7 protein-coding genes are annotated in these 17,149 nt (G+C 72.3%); 4 read left to right on the forward strand and 3 right to left on the reverse strand.

Annotated features, from left to right (window positions below):
* Positions 1-33: 33 nt before the first annotated feature.
* The 3 genes from C265_RS01015 to C265_RS01025 form a co-directional block, all read right to left on the reverse strand.
* Entirely contained in the window at positions 34-3,129 is a 3,096-nt protein-coding gene (locus C265_RS01015) for a non-ribosomal peptide synthetase (protein ID WP_010810189.1), read from the reverse strand.
* A complete protein-coding gene (locus C265_RS01020) occupies positions 3,122-12,406 on the reverse strand; it encodes a non-ribosomal peptide synthetase (RefSeq protein ID WP_010810190.1) in 9,285 nt (3,094 codons plus the stop codon). The genes C265_RS01015 and C265_RS01020 overlap by 8 nt, the downstream gene beginning before the upstream one ends.
* A 115-nt stretch (positions 12,407-12,521) precedes the next feature.
* Positions 12,522-13,469, reverse strand: a complete 948-nt coding sequence (locus C265_RS01025; RefSeq protein ID WP_052181586.1) for a TauD/TfdA family dioxygenase — start codon at positions 13,467-13,469, stop codon at positions 12,522-12,524.
* 381 nt (positions 13,470-13,850) lie between these two features.
* On the opposite strand from C265_RS01025, the gene C265_RS01030 reads away from it, so the two are divergent.
* From C265_RS01030 to C265_RS01045, 4 genes are read left to right on the forward strand one after another with little or no spacing between them, the layout of a single operon-like run.
* Positions 13,851-14,057: an MbtH family NRPS accessory protein gene (locus C265_RS01030; protein ID WP_010810192.1), complete on the forward strand. Its 207-nt coding sequence runs from the start codon at positions 13,851-13,853 to the stop codon at positions 14,055-14,057.
* A complete protein-coding gene (locus C265_RS01035; RefSeq protein ID WP_052181578.1) occupies positions 14,054-14,872 on the forward strand; it encodes a thioesterase II family protein in 819 nt (272 codons plus the stop codon). The genes C265_RS01030 and C265_RS01035 overlap by 4 nt, the downstream gene beginning before the upstream one ends.
* Complete coding sequence (locus C265_RS30945) at positions 14,859-15,692, forward strand: 4'-phosphopantetheinyl transferase superfamily protein (RefSeq protein ID WP_010810194.1); 834 nt, start codon at positions 14,859-14,861, stop codon at positions 15,690-15,692. The genes C265_RS01035 and C265_RS30945 overlap by 14 nt, the downstream gene beginning before the upstream one ends.
* Positions 15,689-17,113 (forward strand): diaminobutyrate--2-oxoglutarate transaminase, encoded by a 1,425-nt coding sequence (locus C265_RS01045; protein WP_010810195.1) that lies wholly within the window; start codon positions 15,689-15,691, stop codon positions 17,111-17,113. Before C265_RS30945 ends, C265_RS01045 begins: the two co-directional genes overlap by 4 nt.
* The last annotated feature ends 36 nt before the right edge of the window (positions 17,114-17,149 follow it).

A 17,149-nucleotide genomic window follows, 5' to 3' on the forward strand; every position in this document is an offset into this window, starting at 1 on the left:
GCGGTATCACGGTCAATGGATATCGGGGAGCGCTCAGGCGGCCACGGCAGCCTGGGGCGCCTCACTCAGCGCGGTGAGCGCGCGCGCGTCGAGTTCGCCCGCCGTCTCGCCGTGTTCACGCACGGCCGCGGCCAGCGCGTGGGCGGTCGGGTGGTCGAACACCACGCCCGGCGCGATCTCCACCTGCAGGCGCCGGCGCAGCCGCGCCACCAGCTTGATCACCAGCAGCGAATGGCCGCCGAGCGCGAAGAAGTCGGCGTGCGGGTCGACCCGCTCCTGCTCCAGCAGTTCGGCCATCAGCGCGCAGACCAGGGTCTCCACGGCATCCGCGGATGCCGTGGCAGCTTGCGGCGCCGCTGCGGCAATGTCGTCCGGCGATGCGGCCAGCGTGCGCAGCGCCGTGCGGTCGGTCTTGCCGTTCGGCAGCCGCGGCAGCGCAGGCAGCGCGATCAAGCGCGACGGGACCATGGCGTCGGGCAGCATGGCGGCAAGCGCGCGCCGCAGCGCATCCGTGTCGGCGGAGCCGGCCGATGCCGGCACGATGAACGCGCACAGCACGGCTGCGGCGCCGGGGCCGGGCGCGGCACAGACCGCAGCCTGCGCCACCGCCGGTTGGGCCAGCAACGCGGCCTCGACTTCCGCCGGCTCGACGCGGATGCCGCGGATCTTGACCTGCTGGTCAGCGCGGCCCAGCAGTTGCAGGCCGGCGGGGGTGGCGCGCGCCAGGTCGCCGGTGCGGTAGAAGCGCTGCCCTGCCGCGAACGGGTCGTCGACAAACGCTGCGGCGTCCAGGTCCGGCCGGCCGAGGTAGCCATGCGCCAGTTGCGGACCGCCGACGTAGAGCTGCCCGGCCACGCCGGCCGGGACCGGGCGCAAGGCATCGTCCAGCAGCCGCACGCGCGTCGCGCCCAGGGCCCGGCTGAGCGGCGCCGTGCCGGCGGGCCACGCCGGATCCTCCGCGCCGACCGCGTGGACCATGACGCCGATGGTGGTTTCGGTCGGGCCGTAGTGGTTAAAGATCCGGCAGTCCGGCGCGTGGCGGCGCAGCCCCTGCACCAGGCTGGCGGGCAAGGGCTCGCCGCCCAGGATCACGGTGGCGGGCACGGCCGGTGCATCCGTTTCCAGCAGCGCCGCCAGATGCGACGGCACGATCTTGACGGCGTCGACCTCGCGTCCACGCAGGTAACGAGCGAAGGCGGCGGGATGCGCCATGTCGTCATCGCTGGCCACCGCCAGGCACGCGCCCTGCCACAGTGCTGCGAACAGCGTGGTGTTGCCAAGGTCGGCCGCGACCGACGACGTCAGGCCGAGCCGCCGGCACGACGCCAGCGACAGCGCCTCGCACACCGCCGCGGTGTAATGGCTGATCTGCCGGTGGCCGACCACCACGCCCTTGGGCTCGCCGGTGGAGCCGGAGGTGAAGAGCACGTAGGCGGCGTCTTCCTGTGCGCTGGCAAATTCGCCATCAACCTGTGCGGCCTTGGCCAGCAGCGCATCGGCACGGATCACCGTGGCGTTATCGTGGGCAGCCTGCTGCGCGATGGTCAGCACCGGCGCCGACTGCGCCAGCACGCTGCGGCGGCGCGCCTGCGGCCACGCCGGGTCGAGCGGCACATAGGCCCCGCCCGCGGCCCATACCGCCAGCAGGCTCGCCACCAGCGCGCCGCTGCGCGGCAGCGCCAGCGCCACGCGCGTGCCAGGGCCGACGCCAAGCGCGCGCAGCCGTTGCGCGGCGCCTTGCACGGTGCGCTGCAGGCCGGCGTAGTCGAGCACCAGGTCCGCGGCATCGAGCGCGGGTGCATCCGGTGTCTGCCGGGCATGCTGCGCGATGCGTGCGAGCAGGGTCTGCCCCGCATCCACGGGCGTTTCGCCCGTCCAGCACTGCGGCACGCGCAAGGTATCGTCGGCAGGCCATGACAGCGATTCCAGCGGCGTGTCGAGCGCCGCAGGCAAAGTGCCGATCAGTGCCGCCAGATGCGCCAGCACCCACTGCGCGACGCGCGGATGCAGGACGCCTGCGCGCGCATGCAGCGCGAGCGCCGCCATGCCCTGCCCGTCATCGAGTGCCTCGCACACCAGGTCGAAGCCGGCCCATGCCGGGCTGGCCATCGCCACGCCGGCGGGCGGCAGCGGTGCTACCGCAAACCCGATACGGGGCGCGGCCTCCCCGGGCTGCCAGGCTTCCTGCCACGCGGCGTGGCTGTCGAGCGCGGGCAGCCAGGCGCGCCAGTGCTCGGCCACGCTGCGCTGCGCGTCCCAAGCCACGCTGACCGGCAGCGCCTTGACGAATACGCCGGCGGCATCGGCCATCACGTCGTAGTCGCGGCGGCAATCATGCAGCCAGGCACCGCTGAACACCGGCTGCGCGCACAGGCGCGCCAGCACGGTCCACCAGGCCGCCTGCACCACGCGCTCGGGCGTGGTGCCGAACTGTCGTGCCGATGCGGCCAGCGCCTGCCGGTGCGCGCCATGCAGCGTGTGGCGCCAGGTGTCGCTACCTTGCGCGGCGGCGCTTCCTGCCAGCGCATCGGGGATGCGCAGCGGGGCCGGCAGGCCGGCGGCCTGCGCCTGCCAGTACGCGCGGCCGGCGCTGCCGGTGCCGTCTTCGCCCAGGCGCGCGCCTTGCTGCCAGTCGGCGTATTGCGCGTATTGCAGCGGCAATTCCTCATCGCCATCGATCCGTGCCGGCGCATCCAATGCATCGCGCATGTTTTCGGCAAGCTTCAGCACGGTGCCGCGATCAGCCGCCAGCGGACTAACCAGCAGCCACAGGGTGGCGCCGCCCGCGGGCAGAGGGCTGATGCAGGCGCGCAGTACGTCGCCGGTGGCCGGGTCGAGCGCAGGCAGCGACGGCGCATCGCCGGGCGCGGCGATGGCCGTGGCGGCACCGTTGGTGCCCGCCTGCGGCACGCAGGCCACCAGCTCGTTGCCATTGTCGATATATGCGGTACGCAGCGATTCGTGCCGCACACGCAGCGCCCCCAGCGCGGCATCCACCGCGGCAGGGTCGGACTGCCCGTGCAGAGCGATCCGCGCCACATGCGCGCGCGGCCCCGGCGTGTCGCGCCATTGCTGCCATGCGGCCTGTTGTTCGGGTGTCGGGGTCCAGGCGGACTGCAGCTCAGGCATCGGCGTTCTCCTGCGGCACCGCGGCGGCATTGCCGTCGGGCTGGGTGCGGTCAAACATATCGCCCATCGCGACGACGATCTTGCGCGGGCCTTCATAGGGGTCGCGGGCGTGCGCGGCCAGCATGTTGTCGAGCATCACCACGTCGCCGCGCTGCCAGTCGAAGCGCACGGCGCAGGCCTCGTACAGTTCGCCTATCAGCTTCATCGCCTCGTCGGGAATCGGCGTGCCGTCGCCGAACATCACATGGCGCGGCATGCGTTCCAGCCCCACCATCTCGAGCAGGTCTTCACGCACGTCTTCCTCCAGGCACGACACGTGGTGCAGCTGCACCTGGTTGAAGAAGCTGCGCTCGCCGGTGACCGGGTGGCTGACGATGGCCGGGCACACCGTGCGGGTCTGCAAGATGTCGCCGTCCAGCCAGCGGCAGTCGATGCCGGCGGCGCGGCAGCGCGCTTCCACTTCAGCGCGGTCCTCGGTCTTGTAGAAGTCGCGCCAGTCCACGTCCAGCCGTGGCGTGAAGGTGCGCACATACATGAGCTGCCGGCTGGCGAACTCGGCGGCCAGCGCGGGCGGCAGGCGGCGCAGCAGTTCGCGGCAGTCGACGATGGGGGTGGCGCCGCCGATGGCGGAAGGCAGCTCACAATAGAACCACTGCTTGCGCGGCCAGCGCTCCAGGTGCGCACTTTCGTTGTGGTACAGGATCATCTGGCGTTCGGGGTACGGCGTGGAGCGGTAGGTGTTGCGGCCGCCCTCCTTCTTGGGCAGGTCGCCGTAGCTGCCGTACAGGCCGGGATGCATCGCTTCGGCAAAGGCCTCGAAGGCCTGCGGCGTGGGGAGGTCGAAGCCGCGGAAGACGATGCCCGCGTGTTTATGCAGGGTGTCGGCGATCAGCCCGCGCGCCCGGGCGGCCCAGGCGACGGGATCCAGGCCGGGCGCCGCCGGCTCGATCACGATGGGAAAGACCTCACCGGCCCGCAGCGGGCGCAGCCGCACCTGGCTGGCCGGGTCGGCGGCGGACGGAACCGGAGTGGCGGGAGCGAGGGTGGCCGGGCGCGGCCGCGCCAGCGATTTGAGCTGGTCGAGCTTGGCCGCCATGCGTTGGCTGGTTTCCATGTTTCGGGACTCCTCGGGTTTCGGTTGGGTCGGGCGCGCGGCGCCCGGGACAAGTTCGGTGACGTGGTCGACGGGCTGGTCCGGCGCGTGCAGCAGCGCGTCCAGCGTGGCCAGCCACTCGCTGGCAAAGCGCGCCACCGTGGTCCGCTCGAACAACGCTGTGGCGAACACCCAGTCGCCGCGCAGCGCTGCGGCTCCCTGCCCGCCCTCGGGCTCGAGGAACAGCGCCATGTCGAACTTGGAATTGCGCTCCACTGGCGGCAGCATGTCGGCCTGCACGCCGGGCATGGCGAGCTGCCCGGCCGGCGTGTTCTGCAGCACGAACAGCGCCTGCACCAGCGGGTTGCGGCTGCGGTCGCGCGGTACGCCGGCGGCTTCGACGATGCGGTCGAACGGCAGGCCGTCATGCTCGAACGCGGCCAGCACGCCGCGCCGGCAGGCGGCCAGCGTGTCGCGGAAGCTGGCGCCGGCGACGCGCCGGGAGCGCAGCGGCAGCACGTTGACGAAGAAGCCGATCAGGGGCTCCAGCGCCGCCTCGTGGCGGCCGGCAACATCGGTGCCGAGCACCAGGTCGTCCATGCCGGTGACACGGTGCAGCCAGCACTGGAAGCTGGCCAACAGCACGACGAAGGGCGTGACCTGCTCGGCGCGGGCCAGCGCATGCACTTGTGCCATGCGCGCGGCATCGATATGCAGCGGCACGGCATCGCCTTCCATGCGCGCCACCGGCGGGCGGGCGCGGTCGGCCGGCAAGGCCAGCGCCGCCGGCGCGCCGGCGAGCGCGCCGCGCCAGTAGGCGGTCAGCCGGTCGAGCGCGGCGCCGCGCAGCCAGTCGCGTTGCCAGGCGGCGTAGTCGGCGTATTGCAGGGCCAGCGGCGGCAGCGGTGTGACCTGGTCCGGCGCCAGTGCGCGGCGGTAGCCATGGGTGATCTCGTCGACCAGCAGCCCGACCGACCAGCCGTCGGACACCAGGTGGTGCATCGCGACCAGCAGCACGTGTTCCTGCGGGGCGCAGCGCAGCAGCGTGGCGCGCCACAGCGGCGCCTGGTCGAGCGCGAAGGGCCGTGACGCGTGTTCACGCATGGCTTCGCGCAGCGCCGCGTCGCGGGTCTCGGGCGCGAGTGCCTGGAGGTCGGCCACCGGCAGGTCGATGCCTGCGGCAGCACCGATGCTGGCGAACGGTTCGCCGTCGTCGTCGGGATAGGCGGTGCGCAGGACCTCGTGGCGAGCGGCCACGGCGGCCAGGGCCTGGCGCAGCGCAGCGACATCCAGCGGCCCGCGCAGGCGCAGCGCGCCGGCCATGTTGTAGGCGGCACCGGCATTGCCCTGCAGGCGCTCGACCAGCCACAGCCGTTGCTGCGCCAGTGATACCGGCATGCGTGCAACGCGAGGCACGGGCACCAGCGCCGGGATCGCCGCCGCGGGCGCCGCCGTGGCCAGGCGCGCGGCAAAGTCGCGCAGCACCGGGGCTTCGAACACATCGCGCAGCGCGGCCTGTGCGTGGCCGGCGGCACGCAAGCGCGCGACCACGCGGGTGGCGATCAGCGAATGGCCGCCGAGGCGGAAGAAATGGCTGTCGCGGCCAACGCGCACGCCGGGCAGCAGTGCCTCCCAGATTTCCGCCACGGCTTGCTCGACCGGGTTGGCCGGGGGATCGCCCTCCTCGCCGGCGGCTGCCACCTGCGGCGCGGGCAGCGCCTTGCGGTCGATCTTGCCGTTGGCGTTGAGCGGCCAGGCCGGCATGCGCACCCACGCGGCCGGCACCATGTAGGCCGGCAGCCGCGCCGCGACGCTGGCGGCGAGCTCGGCTTCCAGCACGGCCTGGCCGGCTCCTGGCTGCCAGTAGGCCGTCAGCCATTCGCTGCCGGCGGCCTGGTACACCGTCACCAGCGCCTGGCGCACGGCGGGATGCGCGGCCAGCACGGCCTCGATCTCGCCCAGCTCGATGCGGTAGCCGCGCAGCTTGACCTGGAAGTCCTTGCGGCCCACGTATTCCAGCACGCCGCCGGCCTGCCAGCGGCCGAGGTCGCCGGTCAGGTAGCGGCGGCTGCCCGGGGCGCCGGTCGGATCGGGCACGAAGGCGGCCGCGGTGCGGCGCGGGTCGGCCAGGTAGCCCCGGCCCACGCCAGCGCCGGCCACCGCGACCTCGCCGATCACGCCGGGTGCGGCCAGGTTGCCGTCGGCATCGAGCACCTGCAGCACGGCATTGGCGGTGGGACGGCCGATCGGCACGGTGTCGCTGCCCTGCCCCAGGCTATCGGCAGACAAGGGGTGGAAGGCCACGTCGTCCGAGCATTCCGCGGGCCCGTAGGCATTCATCAGCGGCACCGCCGGATAGCGCCCGAACCACGCGCGCGCGGTCGCGGGCGGCAGCGCCTCGCCGGTGGGCAGCACCCAGCGCAGCGCCGGCAGCGGCGCGTCGCGGCCCTCCGCGGCCTGGCAGTCCAGCACAGCTTGCAGCAGCGACGGCACCGGTTCGAACAGCGTGACGCCGCGCTGCGCGAGCAGCGCCGTCAGCGCGGACGGATCGCGCACCACGTCGTCGGCGACGACCTCCACGCGGGCGCCGAACAGCGGCGCGGCGAGCGCCTGCCATACCGAGATGTCGAAGCACGGCGGCGCGGTCTGGGCGATCACGTCGCCCTCGCCCAGCCCGAGCGGCACCACCTTGGCCAGCATGTTGTTGAGCATGCCGGCACGCGTGACCATCGCGCCCTTGGGTACGCCGGTCGAGCCGGAGGTGAACAGCACGTAGGCGAGCTGGGCGGGGTGCGAGGATGTGGGCAGTGCCGTCGTTCCCGCGGCGGTGGCCTCTACGGCTGCCAGCGTCCGGGCGCCTGCGATCCCTGCCTCGGCGAGCGCGGCGGCGCCTGCAGCATCGGTCAGCACCTGCGCGGGGCGCGCCTGTGCCAGCACCTGCTGCCAGCGTGCCGGGGGATGGCTGACGTCAAGCGGCACCCAGGCCGCGCCTGCGCGCAGTATTCCGGCCAGCGCGACCAGCCAGTCGAGCCCGCGCGGCAGCAGCACTGCGACGACGTCATCCTGCGCCACGCCCGCGGAACGCAGGCCCCCGGCGAGCCGGCCGGCACGTTGCCACCAGTCGCCATAGGTCAGTGCGGCATCGCCGCAGCGCGCCAGCACGCGCTCCGGATGCGCGGCGACGCGGCACGCCACGCGCTGTACGTAGTCGTCGTGCAGGGCTGCCTGCGAGACGCTGGTGTCATCGCTGGCGCCCCAAGCCTGCAGCCGCGTGCGCGTGGCGGGGTCAAGCAGATCGACGGCACCGACATGCGCCGCGCCCTCGGCCAGCGATGCCAGCGCGGCCGCGTACGCGTCCATCCATTGCGCGAGGCGTCCCGCCTCAACTCGGCCGGCATCGCAGGTGAAGCGGACGGTGAAGCAACGATCGGGCATCACTTCCAGCGTCAGGCCGTAGTGGGTCTGCTCGATGTTGTCGTGCTGGCGCAGGCGCAGGCACGCCACCTCGCGCGCCCGGTCGTTCAGGTCGGGCAGGTTCTGGAACACCATCAGCGTGTCGAACAGCGCGCCACCGGTACCGGCCTGCGCCTGGATCTCGGCCAGCGCGGCATGTTCGAACTCGCGCATGGCGACGCCGGCTTGCTGGGTAGCCTGCAGATAGTCCGTCACCGCCAGCGGGCCGCGCGGACGCAGACGCAGCGGCAGTGTGTTGATAAACACGCCCAGCATGCGCTCGGCGCCGTCGAGGCCCGGGGGCCGGCCGGCCGAGGTCACGCCGAAGACGATATCGTCGCTGCCGCAATGGCGCGCCAGTACGATGCCCCACGCCGCCTGCATCACAGTGTTGAGGGTGACGCGATGCGCGGCGGCCAGCGCGCGCAGGCTGGAATCGAGTCCGGCCGGCAGCACCAGGTCGCGGCACAGCGGCGCCGCGCTGTGGTTCGCGGCCGCCGGCGCGATGCCCGGCAGCACGGTGGGACCGGGCAGGCCGGCGAAGGCCTCGCGCCAGAAGGCCTGCCGCGCCGTCGCGGGTTGCGCGGCGAGCCAGGCGATATAGTCGCGATACGGCCGGCGCGGCGCCGGCGCGTGGGCCGGATCGGCGTAGCGGGCCAGCGCCTCGTCGAGCAGTTGCACCGAGCCCCAGCCGTCGACGATCAGGTGGTGCCGGCTCCAGACCAGCCACCATCCCTGCTCGCCGGTGCGCAGCAGTGCCAGCCGCATCAGCGGCAGCGCAGCCGGGTCGAAACCACGCGCGCGGTCGGCGCGGCACCAGGCTGCCAGACGCTCGGCCAGCGCCGGGCCGTCTTCGCCGCGCCAGTCCTCGACGGCCACGGGCAGCGTGGCGCGGGCATGCACGCATTGCAGCGCGCGGTCGCCGCAACCGGCTTCGCCCGGCGCGATAAAGGTGGTGCGCAGGATCGGGTGGGCGTCGAGCAGCGCCTGCCACGCGGCGGCCATCCGCGCCGGGTCGAGCGGCCCGTCGATTTCCAGCACCAGTTGGTTGACATAGGCGCCGTTGCCGCCGTCGCGCAGGTGGTGGAACAGCAGCCCTTCCTGCAGCGGCGACAGCGGATAGGCATCCTCGATGCCGCCCTGCGCGGCGCGCAGGCGCTCCAGTGCTGCCGCGTCGCGACCGCTCAGCGCAAATGGCTGTGCCACGGCCGGCGTCGCAGCGGGAGCGGCGGCAGGTTGTGCGCGCGCGGCGAGATGCGCCGACAGGCGCGCCAGCGTCGGGTGCGCGAACAGGTCCCTGGGCGCCAGCATCAGCTGCTGCGCGCGGGCCTTGGCCACGATCTGCAGCGCCAGGATGGAATCGCCGCCGCGCGCAAAGAAGTCGGCGTCGCGGTCGATCTCGTCGCGCTGCAGGATCTCGCGCCAGAGGGTGCGCAGCGTCTGCTCGATGGCAGCGGTTGCGTCGGCCGGTGCGGCGCCCGCGCGCAGTGCGGCGGCCAATGCCGAGGGCGTGGGATGGGCGAACAGCAGCTTGGGGGTCAGCGCCAGACCGGCCTGGCGCGCTTGCGCGACCAGCTGCAGCCCGAGGATGGAGTCGCCGCCGAAGGCGAAGAAGTTGTCGTCGGCGCTGACGGCATCGCGCCCGAGCACGCTCGCCCACAGGCGCGCCAGCGTAGCCTCGGTGTCATCCTGCGGTGTAGCGCGGACGGGCGCGGCGACCTCATCGGGCACCGGCGGCAAGGCCTTGCGATCGACCTTGCCGTTGCGCAGTCGCGCGAAGGCGTCGCACTGCACGAAGGCCGCCGGCAGCATCGGCGCCGGCAGTGCGGCAGCCATGGCGGTGCGCAACGCGGCCAAGTCGAATCCGTCGGCGGGCACGAGATAGGCGACCAGCCGCAGCCCTTCGCCTGCGGGCGAGGGCTGCGCCAGTACCACCGCATCACGCACGTGCGGCGCCTGGCGCAGCCAGGCTTCGACTTCGCCGGGTTCGACGCGGAAGCCGCGGATCTTGACCTGGGCATCGGCACGGCCGAGGAAGACGATGGCGCCGTCATCAGTCATGCGCACGCGGTCGCCGGTGCGGTACAGGCGGCCGCCGGGCTGGAAGGGATCCGGCACGAAGCGTTCGGCGCTCAGCGCCGGGCGGCGCAGGTAGCCGCTCGCGACGCCGGCCCCGCCGACGTAGAGCTCGCCTGCCGCGCCGCGCGGCACGGGATTCAGGTGCCGATCCAGCACGTAGGCGCTGACGCCGGGCAGCGGGCGGCCGACCGGAATCGCACCCTGCGCTCCGCCCGATGGCACCGCGTGCGTCAGGCAGCCAACCGTGGTTTCGGTGGGCCCGTAGTGGTTGACCACGCGGCAGGCCGGATGCAGCGCCTGCACGCGCGCCACCAGCGCCGCATCCAGCGCCTCGCCGCCGAACACCAGGCATTGCCGCGGCACCAGCCGCGCCGGATCGGCGACGGCCAGCAGTGCGCGCAGGTGCGAGGGCACGATCTTCAGGCAATCGACCGGCCGCGCCGCCAGCGCGCTGGCGAGGGCCTCGGGGTCTTCGCCCAGCCCATCGTCCAGCACGCGCAGCGTGTGGCCGCCCAGTAGCGCGCCGAACCAGGCGGTGTGGCCCAGGTCCGCTGTCACGGAGGACAGCGACGCCATCGACGATCCCGCCGGCAGGGCCAGCGCGTGCAGCACGCCAGCGGCGTAGTGCGCAAGGTTGCCTTGCGTCACCACCACTGCCTTGGGCGTGCCGGTCGAGCCGGAGGTGTAGATCAGGTAGGCCGGCTGGGCGGGCACGGCAGCGGGCCATGTCGCCGGGAGGGTTGCGGCATCGACTTGCAGGGATGCGGCATGCCAGCCGGCATCGGGCAACACGTCCGCCAGCCACTGCGGCTGGCCCCCCTCGCCCACTACCGCTTTCAGGTCCGCATCTGCCGCCAGTTGTGCCAGCCGCGCGGCGGGCATGGCTGCGTCGAGGCACAGGAACGCGGCGCCCGCTTTCCACGAGGCGAGCATGGCCACGGCCATGCCGGCGCCTCGCGGCAGCAGCAGGCCGACCACGTCGCCGGGGCGCACGCCACCTTGCTGCAATCGCGAGGCAAGCGCGTCAGCGCCGGCGTCGAGCGCACCGTAGGACAACTGCGCATCGGCAGCGTCTACCGCGAGGCGCTCCGGATGCGCGCGCACGCCGGCCTCGAAGGCCGCCAGCGCGGTGGCGTGGACCTGCGTTGCGGCACCACTGGCCTGCGCATGCGAAAGCACCGCCGCATCGAACAAGGACAGATCACCGACACGCACTTCGGCGTTGTCGAGCACCACGTCCACCGCAACCCGCAGCGCCGCGATCAGCCGCAGCACGGCCTCCGGGGCAAAGCGGTCAGCGTCGTAGCGCCACTGGCCGCGCAGGCGTTCGCCTTCGTCCTGCCAGCGCAGGTTCATGTCGTTGGCCGCGCCGCGCTGCGTGGCCAGGTATTCGCGCACCAGGTAGCGGCCCAGCACCTTGCGCGGACCCACTGGCACGAAGGTCGTCATATGCCGGAACAAGGGCCCCAGGCTGCGATCCGCGCCGCCCATGCGCGCCAGCGGATATTGCTGGTGGCGCAAGGCGCCGCGCATCTGGCGGGCGCAGTCGCGCACCACCGTGGCAAAGACCGGGTTGGCGGAGAAATCCGCGCGCAGCGGCACGGCGTTGAGCGTATAGCCGATCAGGTCGGCATGTTGCGCGCCGGAGCGTCCGGCCGTGGGCGTGCCGACGAGGAAGTCGTCCTCGCCGCTGGCCCGGTGCAGCACGGTCTTGAACAGCGCCAGCATCACCACGAAGACGCTGACCTCGAGCCGCGCGGCCAGGTCGCGCAGGCCCTGCGTCTGTTGCGCCGTCAGGTGGAATTCAATCTCGGCGCCGCGCAGGCGGGGCTCGACAGCGCGCTCGCCGGCCAGGGCCGGCGCCGCGGGCGCGTCCTCGAGTACGCTGTCCCAGAAGGCGCGCAGCGATGCACCACGCGGCCCCGCCAGCAACTGGCGCTGGCGCACCAGCCAGTCGCGGTAGCGGCCCACCTGCGACGCCATCGGCGGACTGGCCGGGTCCTTGGCACGCAGCGCTTCGTAGGTCGCAAGGATCTGGTCGCAAACCGTCTCGAAGCCGAGATAGTCGCCGGCGATATGGTGCATGCCGGCACACATCCACATGCGCTCGGTGCCGTCGGCCTGGCGCGAGACCAGGAAGCGGAAGCGGCAGACCTGGCCCGCGTCGGGGTCGAACGGCTCGTCCGCTTCGCGCTCGAACCAGGCCATCAGATCGGCCTCGGCAAGGCCGTCGACGCGCGTCAGCGAAACCTCGGCTTCAAAGCCGGCCGGCCGCGCCATCACGATCTCGCCGTCCTCGTCCAGGTAGGCGCTGTGCAGCGCCTCGTGGCAATCCACCACATGGCGCGCGGCCTGCTCCAGCAGGTCGAAGCGCAGCCCCGGCGCCAGCTCGATCGTGAACACCATGTTGTACGCGGCGCTGTGCGGATGGCGGCGATGGAAGGCCAGCAGCGCCAGTTGCCCGGGGCCGGCGGGATAGCGGTCGAAATAGCCGGGATGCGCGGCCAGCCAGGCATCGGCCTCGGCGGCGCGCGTGGCGAGCAGCGCGGCCGCGGCGTCCAGCGCCTCAGCGCTGGCGGCGCAGTCATCGGCCACGCGCCAGCGCCCGTCCAGCAGGTGCAGGCGCACGCCATCGGCGCGCAGAGTTCGCATCAGGGCGCCGGTTTCTGCCGGCAGGGAAGCTACGGAAGACGACATGGCGAAAACGTTGGAGATGACAAGGCCCTGGCCCGCAGGGCGGCCAGTGGGCATCGGGACGGCGGCGGGATCAGCCCAGGCCGGGCGGCGCGGACTCGGCCATGGCGACGATCACGCGGCGCGGGCCGCTGAAGGTGCCGCGCCCGTGGGCGGCCAGCATGTTGTCGAGCATCAGCACATCGCCCTGCTGCCAGGGGAAGCGCACGGTGCAGTCGTCGAGGGTGGCGCGGATGGTGGCAAGGGCGTCGTCCTCCAGCGGCGCGCCGTCGCCGTAGACGACATTGCGCGGCAGTTCGTCGACGCTGCCGACCACGGCGAGCAGGGCCTCGCGCACGTGGGGCGCGAGCCCCGAGACATGGAACAGGTGGGCCTGGTTGAACCACACCATCTCGCCGGTCACCGGATGCCGCGCGACGGCCTGGCATAGCTGGCGCGTGCGCAGCTCGCCGTCGGCCTTCCATTCGAAATCGATCCGCTGGGCGCGGCAGAAGCGCTCCACCTGCGCGCGGTCATCGGTGTTGAAGGCGCGTTGCCAGCTCAGGTCGAGGCCGTTGCCGTAGTTGCGCACGTACATCAGGCGGCGCGCGGCAAAGCGCTCGCGGATGACCGGGTCCAGGCGCTGGTAGACCAGCCGGCTGTCGGCGATGGGCGTCTCGCCGCCCGTCTCGCTCGGCTGCACGCAATGGAACCAGATCTTCATCGGCCATTGCAGCATGTACGACTGCTCGTTATGCAGCGGGATGACCTGGTGCGCCGGGTATTCGGTGGAGGTATAGACGCCCTCCTTCACCTGCGAGCGCGGCGTCGAGCCGAACTCATAGCTCAGCAGCGGATGGCCGAAGGCGCTGGCGAAGGCGCGGAAATCCGAGTCATCGTCAAAACGGAAGCCTCGGAACAGCACGCCGCCAACGCGCGGCAACTGTTCCGCGGCGATCGCGGCCATGGCGCCGAACTGGCGGCGCCAGTCGGTGTCGCCGTCGGGCGTGACCACCAGTGGCAGCGCGCTGTGCGCAAACATCGGCGCGGTGCGCGGCGCGCCCGCCTTTGCTGTCGATGCGGTGGCAGCCGTGCCGGGGCCGCTGCGATGGTCCGCATGGAGGTCGGCGATGGTAGCGGTCGTGTCCAAATCCATATCCCTGTTGCCTCGCTGGGTTCGTTCGCGCTTGCCGCACGGCGCCGGAAGGCGTTGCAGCGGGGCCATAGGCGGGAGGGGCGCGGCCACGCGAACAATGTCTGCACATTGGATGGAAGGCGAGTCTACCGGAAATATTTACGAATGGAAATACAAATCATTATCATTTACGATACAGCCTTCGACGTTTTTGTTGTCTTCAACGTTTTCCTTGCCGGCGCGGCGCCGACTGCGACGGCAACTCAAACCACCTGAAGGAGCACAGCCATGAGCTGGGATCATCCCGACACGCGTTTCCACGTCGTCCGCAACGATGAAGGCCAGTATTCGATCTGGCCCGACTACAAGCCCGTACCGGCAGGATGGGCCAGCGTGGGCTTCCAGGGCAGCCGCGACGAGTGCCTGGCGCATATCGAGACGGTCTGGACCGATATGCGTCCGCTGAGCCTGCAGCGCGCGCTGGCCGGCGCATGAGCCCCGCGCAGCCGATGCGCGATCCCTGGTACGCCGTGATGCCGGGCCGCAGCGGGCCGGCTGCCGGCGATCGCGTGCGCCTGTACTGCCTGCCCTATGCCGGCGCCGGCCATACCGCGTACCACGGCTGGCGCGCCGCGCTGCCTGCCGCGATCGAGCTGGCGCCGGTATGCCTGCCCGGACGCGGCACGCGCACTGCCGAACCGCATGGCGCATCGATCCATGCGCTGGCCAGCGCGCTGGCCGCCTCGATCGCGCGCGCGGCCCGAGCCGAAGCGCCGCGCTTTGCGCTGTTCGGCCACAGCATGGGTGCGCTGCTGGGGTTCGAGACCGCGCGCGTGCTCGAGACCGTGCATGGCCTCTCCCCTGCCGCGCTGGTGGTGTCCGGGCGCGGCGCGCCCGCGCTGCCGTCGGCACGGCCGCCGTTCAGCAGCCTGCCGGACGGCGCCTTTGCCGACGTCATCGCCGCCATGGGCGGCATGCCGGCCGAGATCCGCGAAACGCCGGAAGCGCTCGCCTTCTTCCTGCCCGTGCTGCGCGCGGATATCGCGTTGTGCGAGGCCTGGCGCTACCGTCCCGGCCCGCGGCTGGGCTGTCCGGTCACAGTGCTCGGCGGCAGGGACGACGTCCACGCCCCGCCCGCAATGCTGGCCGCGTGGCGCGACGAGACCCTGCACGACTGCAGCCACCGGCTGTTCGCGGGCGGGCATTTCTTCCTGCACGAGGCGGCGCAGGACGTGCTGGACACCATCACGGATGCCGTGCTCGGTTCCACGATGCGCGCCACCAGAGACCACGGCCATGCGCTCGCCTGACATGGCCGCGCCAGCGCACGGCGAGATCCAGGTCTGGCACGTGGCAGTCGACGCTGCGGCAGACCTGTCGGCGCTGTCGGCAAGCGAACGCGCGCGCGCCGCCACGTTCCGGCAACCCGGCGACCGCGTCCGCTTCACCGCGGCCCGCTCGGCATTGCGGACACTGCTGGGCCTATACCTGGGCGTGTCGCCCGACGCCGTGCCGCTGGTCGCCAACGCGTTCGGCAAACCCACGCTTGGCGGCCATTGCACCACAGCCCTGCAGTTCAACGTCAGCCACAGCGACGCACGCGCCGCAATCGCCTTGTCATGCGCGCCGGTCGGGATCGACATCGAAGCCTGGCGTGCGGACATGACGTGGACAGCCTGGCACGACAGCGCGGCCGTGGCCTGCAACCCCGACGAAATGCGCTGGCTGAGCGCGCTGGCGCAGCGCCAACCGCAGGATGCCATGCTCGCCTTCCTGCGCCTGTGGACTGCCAAGGAAGCGTGCAGCAAGGCCGTCGGCACAGGGCTGTCGGCTGCGCCGCAATCGGTGCGCGTGGCGCTGCCGGCGTGCGCTGCCTGCGTGCCGCCGCTGGCGCGCGCCGGGGCCGACCTGCGCGTCTGGCATATCCACGATGCATGTGGCCAGCCCGATCACGACACCCGCTACGTCGCGAGCCTGGCCACGCCACTGGCCGCCGCGCGCGTCGTGCACCGGCAGTATCCGCCGCGCGAGCTGCCCCCGCGCGCGGGCCAACCCATCTTGCCCGGTCTCGATGCCGGGCCCCGCAGTCAACGTCCCTGTTCAACGCCCCCGTTAGGAACGACACCATGACGCCTCCCTCGCTCGCCACGCATGCCCACGGCCAACCCGCGCCGTTCTCGGCTGGCGCCTTCGTCCGGCAAGCGCCCATCCGGCTCGACGACAACCCCTACCTGCAGCGCCAGTCCGCGCGCGAGTCCAACGCCCGCTCCTATCCGCGCCGCATCCCGCTGGCGCTGGAACAGGGCTATGGCGTGTATTTGCGCGATACCAGCGGCCAGCTCTTCATCGACTGCCTGGCCGGCGCCGGCACGCTGGCGCTCGGCCACAACCACCCGGCAGTAGTGCGCGCGCTGCGCGACACGCTCGACAGCGGCCTGCCGCTGCATACGCTGGACCTGGCCACGCCGGTCAAGGACCGCTTTATCGACGACCTGTTCGGCCTGCTGCCGCCCGAGTTCGCCGCGCGCGCCCGTATCCAGTTCTGCGGCCCGACCGGCGCCGACGGCATCGAGGCAGCGCTCAAGCTGGCCAAGACCGCCACCGGACGCCATACGGTGCTGAGCTTTGCCGGCGGCTACCACGGCATGACGCACGGCACGCTGGCGCTGATGGGCAACCTCGGCCCCAAGGCGACGCTGGGTGCGCTCGGCGGCAGCGTGCAGTTCCTGCCCTACCCGTATGACTACCGCTGCCCGTTCGGCCTGCGCGGCGACGCCGGCATCGACGCGGGCCTGCGCTATATCGAGCAGATGCTGGCCGACCCGGAGTCCGGCGTGCTGCCGCCGGCGGCGGTGGTGGTGGAAGCGGTACAGGGCGAAGGCGGCGTGATCCCCGCGCCCGCGCGCTGGCTGCGCGAACTGCGCCGCATCACGCGCGAGCACGGCATCGCGCTGGTGCTCGACGAAGTGCAGACCGGGCTCGGCCGCACCGGGCGCATGTTCGCGTTCGAGCATGCCGGCATCGTGCCGGACGTGCTGGTCCTGTCCAAGGCGATCGGCGGCAGCTTGCCGATGTCGGTGGTGATCTACGACAGCGCGCTCGACGCGTGGCAACCGGGCGCGCACGCCGGCACCTTCCGCGGCAATCAGCTGGCGATGGCGGCGGGCTCCGCCACCATCCGCACCCTGGTCGCGCAAGGCATCGTCGCCCATGCCGAGACCATGGGCCAGCGCCTCGCCACGCGGCTGCGGCAGTTGCATACCGCGTGCCCCGCGATCGGCGAAGTGCGCGGGCGCGGCCTGATGATCGGGGTGGAACTGATCGACGAACGTGCCGAGGCCGATGCGGTGGGCGCCTACCCGGCCGACGGCACCTTCGCGCGCACGGTGCAACGCGAATGCCTGCAGCGCGGGCTGATCGTCGAACTGGGCGGCCGCCACGGCGCCACGGTGCGCTTCCTGCCACCGCTGGTCATCGGCGAGACCGAGATCGACCTGGTGGCCGAGTTGTTTGGCGACGCAGTCAGCGCGGCGCACAAGCAATGCCGCTGAGCGCTTGCGCGCCGTTCCGCGGTGGCCGGGGCCACC

Source organism: Cupriavidus sp. GA3-3, assembly GCF_000389805.1.
Classification (GTDB): Bacteria; Pseudomonadota; Gammaproteobacteria; order Burkholderiales; family Burkholderiaceae; genus Cupriavidus; species Cupriavidus necator_D.

Excerpts from the sequence above, each read along its gene's own strand:
- C265_RS01015 (WP_010810189.1), bottom strand. The coding sequence starts at position 3,129 with ATGCCTGAGCTGCAGTCCGCCTGGACCCCGACACCCGAACAACAGGCC.
- C265_RS01020 (WP_010810190.1), bottom strand. The coding sequence starts at position 12,406 with ATGCGAACTCTGCGCGCCGATGGCGTGCGCCTGCACCTGCTGGACGGG.
- C265_RS01025 (WP_052181586.1), bottom strand. The coding sequence starts at position 13,469 with ATGTTTGCGCACAGCGCGCTGCCACTGGTGGTCACGCCCGACGGCGAC.
- C265_RS01030 (WP_010810192.1), top strand. The coding sequence starts at position 13,851 with ATGAGCTGGGATCATCCCGACACGCGTTTCCACGTCGTCCGCAACGAT.
- C265_RS01035 (WP_052181578.1), top strand. The coding sequence starts at position 14,054 with ATGAGCCCCGCGCAGCCGATGCGCGATCCCTGGTACGCCGTGATGCCG.
- C265_RS30945 (WP_010810194.1), top strand. The coding sequence starts at position 14,859 with ATGCGCTCGCCTGACATGGCCGCGCCAGCGCACGGCGAGATCCAGGTC.
- C265_RS01045 (WP_010810195.1), top strand. The coding sequence starts at position 15,689 with ATGACGCCTCCCTCGCTCGCCACGCATGCCCACGGCCAACCCGCGCCG.